Raw genomic sequence first — 18,004 nt, 5'->3', positions numbered from 1 at the left:
ATCATCGAACGAAAGCGGCCTCTAAATCAAGCATCTGTTGCTTCGCCGTCCGCCTTACGGCCCTTGAAGCCCTTGGCCAGCAAGAACATCTCGACTGATTCCGCGCGCGATGAAGCTGGTTTGACATGGACGACCTGCTTGAAATTCTGCTTCAGCAGAGCCAGGAGATCACGCTCTGTGCCGCCCTGAAAGGTCTTCGACAGGAAATGGCCGCCTTCGGCCAGCACCTCGACCGCGAAATGCGCTGCGACTTCGCAGAGATGCATGGTGCGCAAATGGTCGGTGCGGTGGTGGCCGGTCGTTGGGGCCGCCATGTCTGAAATGACGAGGTCCGGTGCGCCGCCAACGGCGTCCAGCAGCATCTGCGGTGCTGAAGGATCGAGGAAGTCGAGCTGCAGGATCTTGACGCCAGGCAGCTGCGTCATCTCCAGGAAGTCGATGGCAGCGACGCGGACATCCTCATCGGTCGAGCCTGTCACTTTGGCGGCAATCTGCGACCAGCTTCCTGGGGCAGCGCCGAGGTCGATGATGCGACGCGCGCCCTTCAGGATATGATGTTTCTCATCGATCTCCAGCAGCTTGAACGCGGCGCGGGCGCGATAGCCCTCCAGCTGCGCGCGCTGCACATAGGGGTCGTTGATATGGCGATGCAGCCACTGCCTCGACGAGGCCTTCATCTTTTTTTTCAGCACGCGCTGGCCGAGCTTGCGTCCGGTACGGTTACCGCCGATCGGTGGCTTGGTCATCAATTCGGCCCTTTCAAATCTCTCGGACGATAGCCGCGACGCGAGCGACCGCGCCGCCAGACGCCGTCGTCGGCCATCATATCGGTGAGCAATCCCTCGCGCAGGCCACGATCGGCGACACGCATGCGCGGGCTCGGCCAGCGGCGGCGAATGGCCTCAAGGATTGCACAGCCGGCCAGCACCAGATCGGCGCGATCCGGGCCGATGCACGGATTGGCAGCGCGCCCGGCAAAATCCCAGGACAACAGCTTTGATTGCATCGCCGTCACCTCGTCATCGGACAGCCAGACGCCGTCGACCTTGCGGCGATCGTAACGCGGCAGATCGAGATGGACACCAGCAAGCGTCGTCACCGTCCCCGATGTGCCGATTAGATGGAAATCGGCGCTGTCGAGCGAGGCGCCGGCAACAGGCGGGCATTCGAACTTGTCGAGCATCGCTTCGACTTCATTGATCATCGCCTCGAAAACGGTCGGCGTCACGTCGCGCCCGCCATGGCGTTCGGACAGGGTCACAACGCCGACGGGCAGCGACGTCCAATGGGTGATATGATTTGCAAGGCGGCTGGAGCGATTGTCGTCGATGCGGATGACCGCAATTTCGGAGGAACCGCCGCCGATATCGAAGAGAACGACAGAGCGCGCCTCCGGACCGACCAGCGACGAGCAGCCGGAGACGGCAAGGCGGGCTTCCGTCTCGCGATCGATGATTTCGAGATCGAGGCCGGTCTCTTCGATCACCCGCGCGAGGAACGCCTCGCCGTTTTCCGCGGCCCTGCAGGCTTCGGTGGCAATCAGGCGGGCACGGCGGATTTCACGGGCCTTCAGCTTGGCAGCGCAGATGCGCAGGGCCTCGACGGCGCGGTCCATCGCGTCGCTCGAAAGCCGCCCGCTGGCGCCGAGCCCCTCGCCCAGCCGCACGATGCGGGAAAAGGCATCGACCACGCGGAACTGACCCGGTCGCGTCGGCTGCGCGATCAGCAGGCGGCAATTGTTGGTGCCGAGGTCGAGCGCTGCATAAAGATCGACCGGACGATGGTTCTCGCCGTCCGAATGATTGCGCTGCTGCTGCTGCAAACCGTCGTGGCGCTGAGCCTGGTGCGGACGTTCATGGCCTCGATGATCGCCATGCTCATGCGCCTGCTCGCCCGGCCTGCCGGGCGTCGGAGCGACGATCTGCGGCGGCTTCTCATGGACGAGCGGACGACCCTGCAATCCACGCTTGCCGCGATGCTTGCGCCGGTGCTTGGTGCTCTTGGCAGACGACGCGTGATCAGGCTCTGCCGAGACCGGCTCGGCCGGGGCAACTGCGGCATGTTCCAACGTCTGGATAGGCTTTGGAGCGCCATCGTGCGGCGAGCCGTGCGAGCGTCGGCGCCGCTTTCGCTTGCGCGCTAAGGAACCTGTGCTGTTTTCTTCCGGGCGCGTCGCCGTCAAACCAGGATTTCCAGCCTGACTGGGCACGGCAGAAACAGCGGGATCGCGGGCGTTGCCGCCACGTTTACGCTTTGCGCGCCGGGAGGATTTGCCCTTCCTGCGCTCTTCTGCCACCGACGCCCCGCCTGATTGCGGCTTTTCACCGCTTACGGGGTCTCTCACGTGTCTTTTTCCATCGCGCCGCGCAAGGCCGTTTGAGGCATGCAGCAGGCGCTCATTCGATTTTCGTTGGCGCGAGAATACCAGCAGGACGTGTTTTCGCCAAACTGTTTTTGGCGCATGCGAACTTGGTTATCCGCCAGGCCCGACGACCGGCCGTTCAAGTGGCCAATCGGGCACGAACGCCATCGGCCATTGTTTTCAACCGGTCGGCGGTCGAATGGCCGATCAGCATGAAAGCGTGGGTGGCATTCGACCAATAGACGACATTCATGCCGTGCCGCTGCTCCATATCGGGTTCTTTCGCCCCGGCCTGCCAGGGGACGATGCAGAGCGCCATAGGACCGTCATCGGGATCGAGGTAGGCAATCTGCGCCAGGGGCTTGCCGTCATATTCCAGCAGCTGCGCCCGGCGGAAATCGGCACCGGGTACCGCCACAGTTTCGGGCGTGAGGACCATACCCAGCTTGGAGCCGACCTGATCGAGCTGTGCCACCTGCGCTGCCCTGTCGCCTGCAGGCGCGCCTAGCGTATCGGTGGTGTAAAGCCCGAGATATTCGGCAACGACGGCACGCCACTCGGCGCTCTCGTCCGGTTTTGTCACGCTGCGATTGACTTCGATGATCCCCCTGTCGATCGCAATCCCGGCGACAAGGCAAGCGGCAGCGGCAGCAAGGAAGCCGCGGCGGTTCATGCCGGAGGCGGATGCCCCCTGTGGCTTCGATGGCGGGATGGCGGCCAGCATGGCATTGAGTTTCGCAGCGGGGGCCGCAGTCAAAAGCGGGGCGAAGGCCTCGGTATAGGGCAGATCGCTGCGCGACAGCAATTCGACGCGCTCGGCCACACTCTCGTCTGCGTTGATAAATCTCTCGATCTCCGCACTCTGCGCGGCATCCAGCTCGCCATCGATGAAGGCAACCAGCATCTCGTCGCAGGGCAATGTTTTTTTATCCTGTTCGCTCATTCGCGTCCCCCATTCGACAGTCTTGCGCCGTTCGCCGGCGCGAGCCCTTCGGCCAGTTTGGCGCGGGCGGCCGCCAGCCGGCTCATCACGGTTCCGATCGGAACATTCAAGACATCGGCGACCTCGCGATAGGACAGGCCCTCCACATAGGCAAGGAACACCGCGGTGCGCTGCGCTTCCGGCAGGGCCTGCACATGCTGCAAAACCTGGCCGGCGAGGATATGCGTCTCCGTTTCGTGTGCGCCGTCGAAAACCAGTGTCTCGTCAGCGTCGACAAAGCCCTGCCCCATGCGCACCCGCCGCGAACGAACCTCGTTCAGCCAGATCGAATGCAGGATCGAGAACAGCCATCGGTCGAGGCGGGTGCCGGCGATATATTGGCCGGCTCTCTCCAGCGCCCTGACGCAGGTTGCCTGGACGAGGTCGTCGGCGACGTCACGCTGGCGCGACAGCACGATGCCGTAACGCCACAGCCGTGCCAAATGTTGCGAAAGCCCCGCTCTGATATCGTCTTCGTTGGCGATGACATCCTCCACACCGACTTGTGCCTTGAAAACCGCCGGTCTCGCCGGCGATTCCGCTTTGGCCCTAATATAGGCAGGAAACGGGAAATGAGCGACTGACACGCATACGACCTTTCACAGACGTCGATAACCTTGCCCTGCCCACCGATGTCGGCGGGGCCGATGTCAGATCTTCGACGGGTCCTGGATGGCCTCGTGGAGATCCTGATATTCTTCGCAGCTCGTGCCGCAGATCGACTTGATGGTGTTCAGCTGATCCTCGGCAAGGTTGACCTGGCCCTTGATGACATAGGCTTCACCAAGATATTCGCGGACCTTTGCGTATTTCGGATCGAGCTGGACGGACTTCAGATAGTAGGAGATGCCTTCGTCGGTGCGGCCGAGCTTGCGGGTGGCGTAGCCGCGATAGTTCAAGGCTTCAGCGGTATTCTGGTCCTTCAGCGTGTCGAGCATGGCAAGCGCTTCTTCATAGCGGCCTTCCTGGGCCAGCGAATAGGCGTAGTCGGCGCGGTTTTCGTCGGTGACGTTGGCGCCCTGCTGCTTGACGCACTTCTGGGTCTTCTTATCGTAGATTTCACCCTTCTTGCAGGTCGGCGTCGTACTCGAGCTGTCGCCTGCGGCAAGCACGGGAATGGTGAAGGCACCGAGCGTCAGGCAGGTACCAAGCGCGATCGAGGCGAGGCGGATTGCTGTGGTCGTCATCAAGTTTCTCCTTGGCAAAATGAATGTTGCGGCTGGAGAACACCCCATCCCCCAGGTTTATTCGGTTGGATCGCTATTTTTCTTCGCCTCGGAGCGTCTGCACCCATCACGCTATCGTGAACCTGGGCTTGCGAATATTTCCTGATGTAGAAGTGTTTTGAGCCTGTGCCCGGGTGGGACACCAAGGAGATTGAGAGTGACCGATACCGTTAAGCTCGTGAGCCTGGCAGTGGCCAATCCCGAGCATGTTATTTTTCAATCGGATGCGGGCCAGACGGCGGCTCGGCTTTTTTCGGATCGCTACGCGGATTTCAAGCTTCTGGCGCGGGTCTTTGACAATGCCGGCATCTTCAAGCGGCATGCCGCTCGTCCGCTTTCATGGTTCTGCGAGCCCCATGGCTGGCAAGATCGGATGGAGGCCTATGCGCAGGTTGCGAGCGAGCTTTTCGTCAAGGCAACGACGGAGGCGCTGTACCGGGCGGGCCTCAACGCTGCCGATGTCGATTGCATCGTTACCGTTTCCTCGACCGGTTTCACGACGCCGAGCCTGGAGGCAAGGCTTGCCGGCTATCTCGGCTTTCGCAGCGACATCGAAAGGGTGCCGATCTTTGGGCTCGGCTGCGCTGCCGGCGTCTCCGGCTTTGCCATCGCCTCCCGGATGGCAAAGAGCCGCCCCGGCGCGACCGTGCTTTTCGTCACCCTCGAGCTATGCTCGCTTGCGTTCCGGCTCGACGAGCTGACCCGCCCGAACATCATCGCAACGGCTCTGTTCGGCGATGGTGCGGCGGCCTGCATCCTGCGCACGCAAAGCCAGGGACTGGCGGAGGTAGAATCGAGCGGCGAGCATCTCTTTCCCGATACTCTCGGGATCATGGGCTGGAAGATCGACAACACCGGCTTCGGCATCATCCTCGAACAATCGCTGCCAGCGTTTGCTCTGGAGAATATCAAGCCCGCCGTCAGCACCATCCTCGCGCGGGCAGGCCTTACGATCGCCGATATCGACCGCTTCATCTGCCATCCGGGCGGCAGCAAAGTGCTCGCCGCGCTCGAGACCGCATTCGCGCTCGAGCCTGGTTCTCTCGACCACGAACGCGACATCATCAGGAATTACGGCAACATGTCGTCGCCGACCGTCCTGTTCGTGTTGCAGCGGGCGATCGCCGCCGGCCTGCCCCGTCGCTCGGCGATGATCGCCATGGGGCCGGGATTCACAGCAAGCTGCGTCACCTTGAGGAGCGTTGCATGATGTGGCCCTCACTGGCTCTCCTAATCTTCGTGACGCTGCAACGGCTCGCCGAGCTGTTTCATGCACGGCGCAACACGCTGTTGCTCCTTGCCAGGGGCGGACGAGAGGTCGGCGCCGAGCATTATCCCTATATGGTCATACTGCACACGTTCTGGCTCGCGGGGCTCTGGGTGGCCGCCCCCGGCCGCCCGATCAGTCTCTTCTGGTTAGCGGTCTTCGTGATGTTGCAGTTGCTGCGCGTCTGGGTTTTGGCGACGCTGAAGGACCGCTGGACGACGCGGATCATCGTGCTGCCCGGTGCGCCACTGGTGCATTCCGGACCCTACCGTTTTCTCAATCATCCGAATTATGCGATCGTCATTGGCGAGATCGCCGTGCTGCCGCTAGCCTTCGGACTTGCCTATTACGCACTGGCTTTTTCCCTGTTGAATGCCGCGATGTTGGGCGTGCGTATCCGCGAGGAAAACGCAGCCCTTGCCGGCAATATACCTTAAGCTTGAACAATCATATTTTTCATTTGCGCACCAGCGGTTCGACAGGCATTTTCGCAAGTTGAAACGACCGGGAAGACCGCAGGGAATCATGAGCAAAGACGCACTTGTACTTGGCGCCGGCATTGTCGGCGTATCGACGGCAATTCATCTCCAGCGGCGGGGCCGGCAGGTCACCCTGATCGACCGCAAGACACCCGGCAAGGAAACCTCCTACGGCAATGCCGGGCTGATCCAGCGCGAAGGCGTCGTGCCCTACGGCTTCCCGCAGCAGCTCGGTTTGCTTCTGCGCTACGCCATCAACAATCGCATCGACGCGGCCTATCACATGCGGGCGCTACCGGGGCAGCTCGCCTTTCTTGCCCGGTACTGGTGGAACTCCAACTCCAAGCGGCACGAAATGATTTCGCGCGCCTATGCGCCGCTGATCGAGAACTCGGTGCTGGAACACAGCGACCTGATCCTTGCCTCGCAGGCAGAAGCGCTGATCCGCAAGGATGGCTGGATGGAAATCTTCCGTTCCGACGTGAAGCGCGACGAGGAACTGACCGAGGCCGAGCGGCTGCGGCGGGAATTCGGTGTCGATTACGAAGCACTGAGCGCGCAGGATATCGCCCGCATCGAGCCGAATATTTCCGGTCCCTTCATCGGCGGGTTGCGCTGGCGCGACCCGTGGTCGGTGCTCGACCCGCTGGGGCTGACCAGCGCTTACCTCCGCTATTTCGAAAGCCTCGGCGGCCGGTTTGTGAATGGCGATGCGGCGTCGCTTGGCCAGTTCGGCAGCGGCTGGAAGGTCATGACCTCCGAAGGGTCTATCGAGGCGGACGATGCGGTATTGGCGCTTGGCCCCTGGGCCGATACCGCTGCCTATCGCCTCGGTTACAGCTTTCCGCTTGGGGTCAAGCGCGGCTACCACATGCACTATGCCACCGAAGGCAATGCGGTGCTAAACAACTGGACGCTCGACAAGGAGCGCGGCTATTTCCTGGCGCCAATGAACCAGGGGATAAGGCTGACCACCGGCGCAGAATTCGCCAGGCGGGATGCACCGAAGACGCCGGTCCAGCTCGACCGGGCCGAGAAAGTCGCGCGCGAGATTTTTCCGCTCGGCAAGCGGCTCGATCCGGAACCATGGATGGGCGCTCGCCCCTGCACGCCTGACATGATGCCCATCATCGGCAAGGCGCCACGCCACGAGGGCCTGTGGTTCGCCTTCGGCCATGCCCATCACGGCCTGACGCTTGGTCCGGTCACTGGCCGCGTGCTTGCCGAATTGATCACCGGCGAAAAGCCGTTCATCGACATCTCGGCCTATGCGCCGGAGCGTTTTGCTCCTTAAGGGAGCGCTGCGAGAGCCTCGACAGCGGCGGCGGCAATGCCTTCGACCGTGGCGTCGATACCGACGGTAACGACGCCGGGCTCTCCGGTCGGAACCTCCAGCGTCTGGAGCTGGCTTTCGAGCAGCGACGGCGGCATGAAGTGGCCCTTGCGGGCGCTCAGCCGCAACAGGAGCAGCGCCTTGGAGCCTTCCAGATAAACGAAATAGAGCGGGCCGCCGGCCTCCCGGCGAAGTCGGTCGCGATAGATCTTCTTCAGCGCCGAGCAGGAGACGACGATCCCCCTGCCCTCTTCGATCGCCGCTGCAATCTCGGCCCCGATGAGATCGAGCCACGGCATGCGGTCGTCATCGGTGAGCGGGATGCCCTGGCTCATCTTTTCGACATTCGACGCCGGATGAAGCGCATCACCCTCGACGAAATGCAGGTCAAGCGCTTTCGCAAGAGCCTCGGCAACCGAAGTTTTGCCGCTGCCGCTGACCCCCATGACGATGATTGCGGCTAAAGCCTTCTCTCCGCTTAGCATTTTCGCTCCGTCAGTCGCAATACCGGCTTCAATCCAGTGGGAAGTAGCAGGCAAAATGCTGCGTCCCCTCACCCGAAAGCTCGGGCGTCACCTTGCGACAGACATCCTGGGCCTTCCAGCAGCGCGGATTGAAGTGACACCCGGTCGGCGGTTTGAGAGGCGACGGCAGCTCGCCCTGTAGGCGGATGCGGTTCTTCTCGCGCTCGGGATCGGCGATCGGCGTCGCGGACAAAAGGGCCGCGGTATAAGGATGGCGCGGATGGGCGAACACCTCGGCCGCCGTGCCGGTTTCGACCGGTCGTCCGAGATACATCACCATCACGTCGTCGGCGATGTGACGCACGACCGACAGGCCATGCGAAATGAACAGATAGGCAAGCCCCATCTCCTTCTGTAGATCCATCAGCAGGTTAAGCACCTGCGCCTGGATCGACAGATCGAGTGCCGAGACGGGCTCGTCGAGCACCAGCACCTTCGGCTGCAGCATCAGCGCCCGGGCAATGGCGATGCGCTGCCGTTGGCCGCCGGAGAACATGTGCGGATAGCGATCATAGTGCTCCGGCCTCAGCCCGACGCGCTCCATCATCGCCTCGGCCTTGCGGCGGCGCGTTGCAGAATTGTCGCTTGTGTTGATCTTCAGAGGCTCTTCGAGAATGGAGCCGACCTTCTGGCGCGGATTGAGCGAGCCATAGGGGTTCTGGAAGACGATCTGGACGAGGCTGCGCAAGCTCGGGTCGCCGATGCGGGCCGGCCTGCCGTCGATCAGGAGTTCGCCTGCCGTGGGGTCCTCGATCATCGTAACGAGACGGGCAAGCGTCGACTTGCCGCAACCGGATTCGCCGACCACGGCGAGCGTCTTGCCGGAATAGAGGCTGAAGCTGACGCCGTTCAGCGCCTTGACGGTCGCTTCCGGTTTGAACATGCCGCGGTTAACGTTGTAGAAACGGGCGAGATCGCGCCCTTCGAGAATTGCGTCGGTCATGCGAGGCCTCCCGCGGATAGCGCCATAAGGCTCGGGTGACCGAGCGGCTTGCCGTCCTTCAACGGATAGTTGCAAAGTGCCGACCCTAGCTCGGGGGCCTGGCGCTTGACGCCGCGGTCGCATTCCGCAGTCGCGAACGAACAGCGCGGCGCAAAGAGACAGCCGGTCGGCCGGTCATGCTGGCCGGGCACGACGCCGGCGATCGACGGCAGCCGCTGGCCGACGACGGCCCGCTCGGGCAGTGCCGATAGAAGGGCTGCGGTATAGGGGTGATGCGGATCGCGAAACAGGTTTTTCACCGACTGCTCCTCGACCTTCTGGCCGGCATACTGGACCTGCACGCGCTCGGCGGTTTCGGCCACCACACCCATGTCGTGAGTGATGAGGACCAGCGCCATGCCTTGCTCCTGCTGCAACCGCACGAGCAGGTCGAGGATCTGCGCCTGGATGGTAACGTCGAGCGCCGTTGTCGGCTCGTCGGCGATCAGGAGCTTCGGATCGCAGGCGAGCGCCATGGCGATCATCACGCGCTGGCTCATGCCGCCCGAAAGCTGATGTGGATAAACCGACAGACGCTCCTCCGGGGCAGGAATGCCGACGAGTTGCAGAAGCTCGATCGAGCGATTGCGACGCTCCTGGCGATTGAGTCCCATGTGAACCCGCAAGGTTTCGCCCAGTTGGAAGCCGACGGTGAAACAGGGGTTGAGGCTCGACATCGGCTCCTGGAAGATCATCGCCATGTCCTTGCCGATAATCTTGCGGCGTTGACGCGCAGACAACTGCCTCAGGTCCTTGTCGTCGAACGACATACGGTCGGCGGTGATCTTCGCCGTCCAGGGTAACAGACCCATCAGCGCCAGCATCGACACTGACTTGCCGGAGCCGGACTCGCCGACGATGGAGAGGATTTCACCCTTGTCGCAGCCGAGCGACACGCCGTCGACGGCGCGAAACAAGCCGGACGATGTCTGGAATTCGACGGTGAGATTTTCAATATGGAGAAGCGGCATTAGGACCTCTTCAGCTTTGGATCAAGCGCGTCGCGCAGGCCGTCGCCCATCAGGTTGATGGCAAGGACGGTGATGAGAATGCACAGGCCGGGGAAGGTCACAAGCCATGGATTGCTCTGAATGAACTCCCGGGCGTCGGCGAGCATTGTACCCCATTCCGGCGTCGGCGGCTGGGCGCCCATGTTGAGAAACCCTAGCGCTGCCGCATCAAGAATGGCGGACGAGAAGGCGAGCGTTGCCTGGACGATCAAAGGGCCGAGACAGTTGGGCAGGATCGTCTTGAACATCAGCCTGACATTGCCGGCGCCGGAGACACGGGAGGCAATTACATATTCCTTGTCACGCTCGCTCAAAACCGAGGCTCGGGTGAGGCGCACGAAATGCGGCTGATTGACGATCGAGATGGCGATCATCGCATTGGTAAGGCCTGGGCCGAGGATGGAAACCAGCACCAGCGCCAACAACAACGATGGAATGGCGAGGATGATGTCCATGAGGCGCATGATGATCGTATCGGCTTTGCCGCCGACATAGCCGGCGACAAGCCCGATCAGGATGCCGGCGAGCGCCGACAGCGAGGCGACGACGAGGCCGATGAACAGCGAGAAACGCGTGCCATAGATCAGGCGCGACATGAGATCGCGGCCGTTGGCGTCCGTGCCAAGCGGAAAGGAGCCGTTGCCGCCTTCCGCCCATGCCGGCGGCAAACGCTGCGACGCGCCGCCGTAAGGCAGGATCGGATCATGCGGTGCGACCAGCGGGGCGAAGATCGCCAGCAGCAGCACGAAGAGAAAGATCGCTAGGCCGACGACCGCGCCCTTGTTGCGCGAGAAGTAATACCAGAACTCCGCCAATGCGGAGGGTCGGTCAGATTTGGCAATAGCCACGCTCATGAGCCGCTCCTAATGACGAATACGGGGGTTGATGAAGCCGTAGAGAAGATCGACGACCAGATTGACGAACATGACGATGCACGAAATCAACAGCAGACCGCCCTGCACGACGGGATAGTCGCGCTTGAAGACCGCCTCGATCATCCATTTGCCGACGCCGGGCCAGGAAAAGATGCTCTCTGTGAGGATCGCGCCGCCAAGCAGCACGCCGATCTGCAGGCCGATGGTGGTGACGACCGGGATCATCGCATTGCGCAGTGCATGGACGTTGATGACGCGTGCCGGCGACAACCCCTTGGAGCGGGCGGTGCGGACGTAATCCTCGCCGAGAACCTCGAGCATGGCCGAGCGCGTCTGGCGAGCGATGACGGCGAGCGGGATCGTGCCGAGCACGATCGTCGGCAGGATCAGCGAATTGACAGCCGACCCGAAGGCGCCCTTCTGGCCGGACAGCAGGCTGTCGATCAGCATGAAGCCGGTCACCGGCTTGAAGAAATAGATGAGGCCGATGCGGCCTGACACCGGGGTCAGGTGCAGATATCCATTGAAGACGATGATCAGCAGCAGGCCCCACCAGAAGATCGGCATGGAATAGCCGACGAGGGCGACGCCCATGACGCCCTGGTCGAACCAGGTGCCGCGCTTGACGGCGGCAAAGACGCCAGCCGGCATGCCAAGACAGATCGCCAGGATCATGGCGCAGATCGACAGCTCGAGCGTCGCCGGAAAGAAGGTGAAGAACTCGGTCAGGACAGGCTTCTTCGTGAAGAGCGAAACACCGAGATCACCGTGGACGATGTTATTGAGATAGCTCAGATACTGCATCACGATCGGGCGGTCGTAGCCCAGATCGTGCATGATCTGGGCATGGCGCTCCGGCGCCATCACGCGCTCGCCGGACATCAGCATGACCGGATCGCCCGGAAGCAGGCGGATGAAGGAAAAGGCGATGATCGATACGCCGATAAATGTCGGGATCAGCACCGCTAGGCGCCCAAACAGAAATCGCAACATGGCAGGTGTCCAATATTTTTCCGGCGGTCAGGAAAAATAATTCCTGACCGCCGGTTGCGCCCGGCTTTCCCGGGCATTCTTGCATAATGTTTCTTATTCGGCGATATCGACGCCGTCAAAACGATGAACGCCGACTGGGTCCTGCACATAGCCGGAAACCTTGGTGCTCATCGGGACGAATTCGGTCGAGTGATCAAGCGTCGCCCACGGGGCTTCCTTCTTGAAGACGACCTGCGCCTGTTCGTAAAGCTTGGTCCGCTCGCCGATGTCGGCGGTCCGCTTGGCCTTCTTCGTCAGCTCGTCGAACTCCTTGTTGCACCACTGCGCACGGTTGTTGCCGCCGACGGCATCGCAGCCGAGCAGGGTGTCGAGGAAGTTGTCCGGATCGCCATTGTCGCCGGTCCAGCCGAGGATGGCTGCGCCATCGCGGTCCTTGGCAGACGAGAGCTTCAGGTACTGAGCCCAGTCATAGGAGACGATCTCAACCTTGACGCCGATCTTTGCCAAGTCAGCCTGCATCAGCTCGGCAGCGCGGCGGGCGTTCAGCATGTAGGGGCGAGACACGGGCATTGCCCAGATCTTCATGCTGAGGTCCTTGACGCCGGCCTTTTCGAGCATCTTCTTGGCTTCGTCCGGATCGTATTTGTCGTCCTTGATGTCCTTGTTATAGGACCACATGGTCGGCGGGATCGGGTTGGTCGCGACCTGGGCAGAGCCCTGGAAGACGGCATCGACGATCGCCTGCTTGTTGATCGCCATGTTCAGCGCCTTGCGGACTTCCGCCTTGTCGAACGGTGCGACCAGCGCATTGTAGGCGAGGTAGGAAACGTTCAGGCCCGGCTCTTCGAGAACCTTGAGGCTCTTGTCGGCCTTGAGATCCTTGATATCGGCTGCGTTCGGATACGGCATGACGTTGCATTCGCCCGCCTTCAGCTTCTGGGCGCGAACCGATGCATCGGGCGTGATCGCGAAGACGAGGTCGTCGATCTTTTCCTTGCCCTTGAAGTAGGTCTCGTTGGCCTTGTAGCGGATGACGGCATCCGGCTGGTAGGCGACGAAGGTGAAGGGGCCCGTGCCGAGCGGCTGCTGGTTCAGCTGCGTCATCTTGCCGTCGGCTGCCAGCTTGTCGGCATATTCCTTCGACATGATCGAGGCAAAGTCCATGGCGAGATCGGCCATGAACGGCGCTTCCGGCTTGTTCAGCGTGAACTTGACCGTCAGGTCGTCAACCTTGGTGATCGACTTGACAAGGTCGGGGAAGCCCATGCCGGCTGCATATTCATAGGAACCGCCGGAGACGTACTTGGCCCAGGGGCTGTCGGCCTTGAGCTGGCGCTCGAAGGAGAAGATCACGTCGTCGGCGTTGAGATCACGCGTCGGAGTGAAGTAATCGGTGGTCTGGAACTTCACGCCCGGACGAAGCTTGAAGGTATATTCCTTGCCATCGTCGGAAACAGTCCAGCTCGCCGCAAGGCCAGGTTCGATCTCGGTCTTGCCGTGCTTGAACTCGACAAGGCGGCTGTAAACGGTGCGCGAGGACGCATCGAACGTGGTACCGGCGGTATAGATCCCGGGATCGAAGCCTTCCGGCGATCCTTCCGAGCAATAGACAAGCGTTTTTGACCAAGCCGACGTCGCCATGACCGAAGCCAAGGCGGTCACTGCCATCAGGACAGAGATCTTTTTCATGTTCGTTTCCCAGGTTTGTTCTTGTTTTAAAGTTGTGGTTTCCGGGCATCACAATCCGGAACGACGGGCAGATGGAACGATATTTAATTTATGAAAGCAACATGGACCGGCGAAAAATTTTCCAAATGGTTCACTTTAGGAAATTTCCGATAAAAATGGCGGTGGATTGGCAATAATCGGACAAAAAGAAGGCCATTTTTGACGTTTGTGCAATAAATTAGGTTTTCCTAATATTAATGTAGAAACGAAAACCACGGTTGCCGAGACAACCGCAGTTGATAATGCGCCGATCGACGTTGACGATCAGGCTGCGGGGATGCTGAACGCAACCCTCTTGTTGAGAGCATTGTGATCCCGATCGGTGATGCCGAGCAGGAAATTGATCTGCGGACGCGCCTTGACGAGATCGTCGATCGAATATTCGGCAAGCACGTCAAAGAAGGCGTTCAGTGCCTTGCGCAGCGCTGAGTTCAAGCCGCAGCTATCGACCAGCGGGCATTCCACGGCGCCATCTTCGAAGCATTCGGCCATGGCGAAACTATCCTCGGTCACCTTGACGACGTCGAAGAGGCTGATCTTGGTGGCAGAGCGCCCCAGACGCACGCCGCCGTTGCGGCCGCGAACCGTCTCAATAAGACCTGCCTTGGTCAGCGGCTGGAGGATCTTGAAAAGAAACAGCTCGGAAACGCCGTAAGCCTTGGCGATCTCCGGGATGCGGCTGAGGTAACCATCGTTGGCAGCGCAATACATCAACATGCGAACTGCGTAGTTGGTCTGCTTCGTCAAACGCATGTGAGTCTCCTGATCGCGGCCTTACGGGTGCTATATAGGACCTTTCCTAGTTTTGAACAATTCCAAAATATGAAATCTGCAGTCACGTTATGGCGAAGCCGATCCTCACGGTATCGCGATCCAGACCGCCATCTCACTGCCGCCGGGTTCGCGAAAGTGGAATCGGCGACCGCCGGGGAAATTGAAGGCGGGACGGGTGACCACGCCGCCGGAGAGTTCGACCGCGCGCTGCGCTGCCTCCAGATCCTCGGTTCTGACGATCGGAAGCGGAGCGACCGTCGTCTCCTGGCTGTCGCCCTGGATTCCAGCCTCGATGCCGGCGGCCTCGAGCGCGTGGTAGGTCGGGCCGTAGCTCACGGAATTCCATCCGAATGCTTCCTCGAAGAAACGGCGGGTCTTCAGCCCATCCGTCGATGGAAATTCGATGTAGTCAATCTGGTAGTTGCCGGTCATGTCAAGCTCCTCTCGTTCGCCTTTTGTTCTAACATCTCGCAGGCGAGGCTGCAAGGCTGAGAAAGGTAAGTACTTCTAAAAGACGAGAGCCGCCGCTTTTCGATGGCGGCGGCTCTCAATTCTACTGGTCTGGTTCAGCGCTTACTTCATCGTCGGCATGACGAATTCAGCACCGTCCTTGATGCCCGAGGGCCAGCGCGCGGTAATCGTCTTGGTCTTGGTCCAGAACTTGATCGAGTCGGACCCATGCTGGTTGAGATCGCCGAAGCTCGAAGCCTTCCAGCCGCCGAAGGAGTGGTAGGCGAGCGGAACCGGGATCGGCACGTTGATGCCGATCATGCCGATATTGATGCGCGAGGCGAAATCGCGCGCAGCATCGCCGTCGCGGGTATAGATGGCGACGCCGTTGCCATATTCGTGCTTCATCGGCAGATCGAGCGCTTCTTCGTAGTTCTTTGCGCGCACGACCGAGAGGACCGGTCCGAAGATTTCGGTCTTGTAGATGTCCATGTCGGGAGTGACATGATCGAACAGGCAACCGCCGACGAAATAGCCATCCTCATAGCCCTGGAGCTTGAAGTCGCGGCCGTCGACGACGAGCTTTGCGCCCTCTTCGATGCCGCGATTGATAAGACCCGTGACGCGAGCGTGGGCCTCCTTAGTAACGAGCGGGCCGAGGTCGGCCTTGTCATCGGTATAGGGACCGATGCGAAGCGCCTCGATCTTCGGCGTCAGCTTCTCGACGAGACGGTTTGCCGTGTCCTCGCCGACGGGAACTGCCACCGAGATCGCCATGCAGCGCTCGCCGGCCGAGCCGTAGCCGGCGCCCATCAGCGCGTTGACGGCCTGGTCAAGGTCTGCGTCCGGCATGATGATCATGTGGTTCTTGGCGCCACCGAAGCACTGGGCGCGTTTGCCGTTCATCGCGGCGGTGCCATAGACATAGCGGGCGATCGGCGTGGAGCCGACGAAGGAGACGGCGCCGATATCGGGATCAGTGAGGATCGCGTCGACGGCGGCCTTGTCGCCATTGACGACGTTGAGGATGCCGGCCGGCAGCCCGGCTTCGATCATCAGTTCGGCAAGGCGCATCGGCACGGACGGATCGCGCTCGGAGGGCTTGAGGATGAAGGCGTTGCCGCAGGCAATCGCCGGCGCGAACATCCACATCGGGATCATCGCCGGAAAATTGAACGGGGTGATGCCGGCGCCGATGCCGAGCGCCTGGCGCATGGAATACATGTCGATCGCCGGGCCGGCACCTTCGGTGAACTCACCCTTCTGCAGATGCGGGATGCCGCAGACGAACTCGCAGACTTCGAGACCACGGACGACGTCGCCCTTGGAATCGTCGATGGTCTTGCCATGCTCGCGCGAAAGAAGCTCGGCGAGCTCGTCCATATGCGTGTTCAGAAGCTCGACGAACTTGAAGAAGACCCGGGCGCGGCGCTGCGGATTGGTTGCGGCCCATTTTGGCTGGGCTGCCTTGGCATTCTCGACGGCCGCGCGCAGCTCGCCGACGCTGGCAAGCGCGACGGTTGCCTGCACTTCGCCGGTGGCAGGGTTGTAGACGTTGCTTGTGCGTCCGCTGGTGCCGGCAACATGCTTGCCGCCAATGAAATGACCGATCTCACGCATGGTATCTCCTCCTTTTGGATTTATTGAATGATGCAGTTTCGCACTTCAATTTGCACAAATCAATGCGCTACTATAAGCATCCGTTGTGCAAAAATCGAAGTCCGTGGAGCCGATATATGGATTGGGATGACGTCCGCATGTTCCTCGCGGTCGCTCGTACAGGGCAAATCCTCGCTGCCTCGAAGCGGCTCGGGGTCAACCATGCGACACTCAGCAGACGAGTGACGACGCTTGAAGAGCGGCTGAAGGCGCGCCTTCTCGTCCGCCGCACCAATGGCTGCGAGCTGACCTCGGAGGGAGAGATATTCCTACACGCCGCCGAGCGCATGGAGACCGAAATGCTGAGGGCTCAGGCAAGCGTCGGACATCTCGACAGTTCGATTTCCGGCACGGTGCGCATTGGCGCACCCGACGGTTTCGGTGTCTCCTTCCTCGCGCCCCGTCTCGGCCGCCTGATCGCCCGCCATCCGGAATTGCGCATACAGCTGGTGCCTGTGCCGCGCTCCTTCTCGCTGTCTCAGCGCGAGGCGGACATCGCAATCACGCTCGAACGCCCGGAGCAAGGTCGCCTCATCTCCTCGAAGCTGACGGATTATACGCTCGGCCTCTACGCTTCGAAAGGATATCTCGAAGACGCAGGCACCCCGACAGGCGTCGAGGATCTGAAGAACCATCCGCGCATCGGCTATGTCGAGGATCTGATCTTCACGGCATCGCTCGATTTCACCGGCGAGGTGATGCGCAGCTGGGACGCCTCCTTCGAGATATCCACGTCCATCGGGCAGACCGAAGCCGTGCGCTCGGGCGCCGGCATCGGCATCCTGCACGATTATATCGCCCGCCGATTTCCCGAACTGATCCGCATCCTGCCCGACATCGCAATTCGCCGCGGCTATTGGACGACCTATCACGAAAGCGCGCGTGATCTGGTCCGCGTGCGGACCGTCGTCGACTATTTGCAGGAACTGGTCAGCGCGGAACGCCAGATATTTCTATAAGCGACCGGCCGGACATGCTGCGGCGGTTGGTCGTTCTCATCAGGATTGGGCAACGGCACCTCGTCCGGCAGGGTATCAGGCTCCGGCTCCTTGACGGGCACGTTCGGCGGCAAGCCCGGCGGCGGCATCGGCGGCTGGTCGCGGTTCGGCTCGTTTGGAACGGACATGGCCAAACTCCTCTTCGTCATGGGCACCTCTCCTGTCCTTGGGCAAACGAGGAGAGGTCGGGACGGTTCCAATGTTTATGCGGGAAGATCTGCGATTGTGGGGTTCATGAGAAGCCCCGCCCCGCACCACACTTGCAGCCCGCACGCCATGTGCGAGCTGCAACCATCCTACTATTCGTCCGCAGCCATCAGAATTCCTGCCAATCCGCTGGCTGTTGCGCGGTTGCGGCGGAT

The 18,004-nt window shown here is 61.1% G+C and carries 19 protein-coding genes; 4 read left to right on the top strand and 15 right to left on the bottom strand.

All coding sequences use genetic code 11. The features are described from left to right. Positions 1-26: 26 nt before the first annotated feature. The 5 genes from AB4Z52_RS20695 to AB4Z52_RS20675 all read right to left on the bottom strand — a co-directional run bounded on the left by AB4Z52_RS20695 (position 27) and on the right by AB4Z52_RS20675 (position 4,531). Positions 27-746, bottom strand: a complete 720-nt coding sequence (locus tag AB4Z52_RS20695) for an RlmE family RNA methyltransferase (RefSeq protein ID WP_442219794.1) — start codon at positions 744-746, stop codon at positions 27-29. Then, positions 746-2,344, bottom strand: coding sequence for a Ppx/GppA phosphatase family protein (locus AB4Z52_RS20690; RefSeq protein WP_442219793.1), 1,599 nt, complete (start codon positions 2,342-2,344; stop codon positions 746-748). Before AB4Z52_RS20690 ends, AB4Z52_RS20695 begins: the two co-directional genes overlap by 1 nt. 157 nt (positions 2,345-2,501) lie before the next feature. Then, positions 2,502-3,305: an anti-sigma factor family protein gene (locus tag AB4Z52_RS20685; RefSeq protein WP_442219792.1), complete on the bottom strand. Its 804-nt coding sequence runs from the start codon at positions 3,303-3,305 to the stop codon at positions 2,502-2,504. Beyond that, on the bottom strand, positions 3,302-3,931 hold the full coding sequence (locus AB4Z52_RS20680) for an RNA polymerase sigma factor (protein ID WP_442219791.1): 630 nt from the start codon (positions 3,929-3,931) through the stop codon (positions 3,302-3,304). The genes AB4Z52_RS20685 and AB4Z52_RS20680 overlap by 4 nt, the downstream gene beginning before the upstream one ends. 63 nt (positions 3,932-3,994) lie before the next feature. Continuing rightward, on the bottom strand, positions 3,995-4,531 hold the full coding sequence (locus AB4Z52_RS20675; protein WP_442219790.1) for a tetratricopeptide repeat protein: 537 nt from the start codon (positions 4,529-4,531) through the stop codon (positions 3,995-3,997). 196 nt (positions 4,532-4,727) lie between these two features. On the opposite strand from AB4Z52_RS20675, the gene AB4Z52_RS20670 reads away from it, so the two are divergent. The 3 genes from AB4Z52_RS20670 (at position 4,728) to AB4Z52_RS20660 (ending at position 7,610) form a co-directional block, all read left to right on the top strand. Next, positions 4,728-5,780, top strand: coding sequence for a type III polyketide synthase (locus AB4Z52_RS20670; protein WP_442219789.1), 1,053 nt, complete (start codon positions 4,728-4,730; stop codon positions 5,778-5,780). Then, complete coding sequence (locus tag AB4Z52_RS20665) at positions 5,777-6,274, top strand: isoprenylcysteine carboxyl methyltransferase family protein (RefSeq protein ID WP_442219788.1); 498 nt, start codon at positions 5,777-5,779, stop codon at positions 6,272-6,274. Before AB4Z52_RS20670 ends, AB4Z52_RS20665 begins: the two co-directional genes overlap by 4 nt. Before the next feature lie 88 nt (positions 6,275-6,362). Beyond that, positions 6,363-7,610: an NAD(P)/FAD-dependent oxidoreductase gene (locus AB4Z52_RS20660; protein ID WP_442219787.1), complete on the top strand. Its 1,248-nt coding sequence runs from the start codon at positions 6,363-6,365 to the stop codon at positions 7,608-7,610. On the opposite strand, the gene AB4Z52_RS20655 is transcribed toward AB4Z52_RS20660, so the two are convergent. From AB4Z52_RS20655 to AB4Z52_RS20615, 9 genes are all read right to left on the bottom strand, one after another. Beyond that, positions 7,607-8,134, bottom strand: a complete 528-nt coding sequence (locus AB4Z52_RS20655; protein WP_442219786.1) for a gluconokinase — start codon at positions 8,132-8,134, stop codon at positions 7,607-7,609. The two genes, AB4Z52_RS20660 and AB4Z52_RS20655, sit on opposite strands and share 4 nt — an antisense overlap. Before the next feature lie 28 nt (positions 8,135-8,162). After that, positions 8,163-9,116 carry a peptide ABC transporter ATP-binding protein gene (locus tag AB4Z52_RS20650; protein ID WP_442219785.1) on the bottom strand — a complete coding sequence of 318 codons (954 nt, stop codon included), beginning with the start codon at positions 9,114-9,116 and terminating at the stop codon, positions 8,163-8,165. Beyond that, entirely contained in the window at positions 9,113-10,126 is a 1,014-nt protein-coding gene (locus AB4Z52_RS20645) for an ABC transporter ATP-binding protein (protein ID WP_442219784.1), read from the bottom strand. The genes AB4Z52_RS20650 and AB4Z52_RS20645 overlap by 4 nt, the downstream gene beginning before the upstream one ends. Further along, entirely contained in the window at positions 10,126-11,019 is an 894-nt protein-coding gene (locus tag AB4Z52_RS20640; protein WP_442219783.1) for an ABC transporter permease subunit, read from the bottom strand. Before AB4Z52_RS20640 ends, AB4Z52_RS20645 begins: the two co-directional genes overlap by 1 nt. Before the next feature lie 9 nt (positions 11,020-11,028). Beyond that, positions 11,029-12,033: an ABC transporter permease subunit gene (locus AB4Z52_RS20635; protein WP_442219782.1), complete on the bottom strand. Its 1,005-nt coding sequence runs from the start codon at positions 12,031-12,033 to the stop codon at positions 11,029-11,031. 93 nt (positions 12,034-12,126) lie between these two features. After that, the gene (locus tag AB4Z52_RS20630) at positions 12,127-13,722 is read right to left on the bottom strand and encodes an ABC transporter substrate-binding protein (protein ID WP_442219781.1); all 1,596 of its coding nucleotides are present in this window, start codon (positions 13,720-13,722) and stop codon (positions 12,127-12,129) included. Between the two features lie 303 nt (positions 13,723-14,025). Continuing rightward, positions 14,026-14,514: an iron-responsive transcriptional regulator RirA gene (rirA, locus tag AB4Z52_RS20625; protein ID WP_442219780.1), complete on the bottom strand. Its 489-nt coding sequence runs from the start codon at positions 14,512-14,514 to the stop codon at positions 14,026-14,028. Between the two features lie 105 nt (positions 14,515-14,619). Further along, positions 14,620-14,967: a VOC family protein gene (locus AB4Z52_RS20620; RefSeq protein WP_442219779.1), complete on the bottom strand. Its 348-nt coding sequence runs from the start codon at positions 14,965-14,967 to the stop codon at positions 14,620-14,622. Positions 14,968-15,108: 141 nt separating this feature from the next. Then, positions 15,109-16,605 carry a CoA-acylating methylmalonate-semialdehyde dehydrogenase gene (locus AB4Z52_RS20615; protein ID WP_442219778.1) on the bottom strand — a complete coding sequence of 499 codons (1,497 nt, stop codon included), beginning with the start codon at positions 16,603-16,605 and terminating at the stop codon, positions 15,109-15,111. Positions 16,606-16,721: 116 nt separating this feature from the next. On the opposite strand from AB4Z52_RS20615, the gene AB4Z52_RS20610 reads away from it, so the two are divergent. After that, a complete protein-coding gene (locus AB4Z52_RS20610) occupies positions 16,722-17,603 on the top strand; it encodes a LysR family transcriptional regulator (protein WP_442219777.1) in 882 nt (293 codons plus the stop codon). On the opposite strand, the gene AB4Z52_RS20605 is transcribed toward AB4Z52_RS20610, so the two are convergent. Then, positions 17,558-17,770 (bottom strand): hypothetical protein, encoded by a 213-nt coding sequence (locus AB4Z52_RS20605; RefSeq protein ID WP_442219776.1) that lies wholly within the window; start codon positions 17,768-17,770, stop codon positions 17,558-17,560. The two genes, AB4Z52_RS20610 and AB4Z52_RS20605, sit on opposite strands and share 46 nt — an antisense overlap. Positions 17,771-18,004 lie beyond the last annotated feature (234 nt).

It is taken from the genome of Rhizobium sp. 2YAF20 (assembly GCF_052114685.1).
In the GTDB taxonomy this organism is placed as follows: domain Bacteria; phylum Pseudomonadota; class Alphaproteobacteria; order Rhizobiales; family Rhizobiaceae; genus Rhizobium.
This window is presented reverse-complemented; position numbering and strand designations above follow the sequence as displayed.

Excerpts from the sequence above, each read along its gene's own strand:
- AB4Z52_RS20635 (WP_442219782.1), bottom strand. The coding sequence starts at position 12,033 with ATGTTGCGATTTCTGTTTGGGCGCCTAGCGGTGCTGATCCCGACATTT.
- AB4Z52_RS20650 (WP_442219785.1), bottom strand. The coding sequence starts at position 9,116 with ATGACCGACGCAATTCTCGAAGGGCGCGATCTCGCCCGTTTCTACAAC.
- AB4Z52_RS20630 (WP_442219781.1), bottom strand. The coding sequence starts at position 13,722 with ATGAAAAAGATCTCTGTCCTGATGGCAGTGACCGCCTTGGCTTCGGTC.
- AB4Z52_RS20640 (WP_442219783.1), bottom strand. The coding sequence starts at position 11,019 with ATGAGCGTGGCTATTGCCAAATCTGACCGACCCTCCGCATTGGCGGAG.
- AB4Z52_RS20695 (WP_442219794.1), bottom strand. The coding sequence starts at position 746 with ATGACCAAGCCACCGATCGGCGGTAACCGTACCGGACGCAAGCTCGGC.
- AB4Z52_RS20675 (WP_442219790.1), bottom strand. The coding sequence starts at position 4,531 with ATGACGACCACAGCAATCCGCCTCGCCTCGATCGCGCTTGGTACCTGC.
- rirA (WP_442219780.1), bottom strand. The coding sequence starts at position 14,514 with ATGCGTTTGACGAAGCAGACCAACTACGCAGTTCGCATGTTGATGTAT.
- AB4Z52_RS20645 (WP_442219784.1), bottom strand. The coding sequence starts at position 10,126 with ATGCCGCTTCTCCATATTGAAAATCTCACCGTCGAATTCCAGACATCG.
- AB4Z52_RS20685 (WP_442219792.1), bottom strand. The coding sequence starts at position 3,305 with ATGAGCGAACAGGATAAAAAAACATTGCCCTGCGACGAGATGCTGGTT.
- AB4Z52_RS20655 (WP_442219786.1), bottom strand. The coding sequence starts at position 8,134 with ATGCTAAGCGGAGAGAAGGCTTTAGCCGCAATCATCGTCATGGGGGTC.
- AB4Z52_RS20660 (WP_442219787.1), top strand. The coding sequence starts at position 6,363 with ATGAGCAAAGACGCACTTGTACTTGGCGCCGGCATTGTCGGCGTATCG.
- AB4Z52_RS20615 (WP_442219778.1), bottom strand. The coding sequence starts at position 16,605 with ATGCGTGAGATCGGTCATTTCATTGGCGGCAAGCATGTTGCCGGCACC.
- AB4Z52_RS20620 (WP_442219779.1), bottom strand. The coding sequence starts at position 14,967 with ATGACCGGCAACTACCAGATTGACTACATCGAATTTCCATCGACGGAT.
- AB4Z52_RS20605 (WP_442219776.1), bottom strand. The coding sequence starts at position 17,770 with ATGTCCGTTCCAAACGAGCCGAACCGCGACCAGCCGCCGATGCCGCCG.
- AB4Z52_RS20610 (WP_442219777.1), top strand. The coding sequence starts at position 16,722 with ATGGATTGGGATGACGTCCGCATGTTCCTCGCGGTCGCTCGTACAGGG.
- AB4Z52_RS20665 (WP_442219788.1), top strand. The coding sequence starts at position 5,777 with ATGATGTGGCCCTCACTGGCTCTCCTAATCTTCGTGACGCTGCAACGG.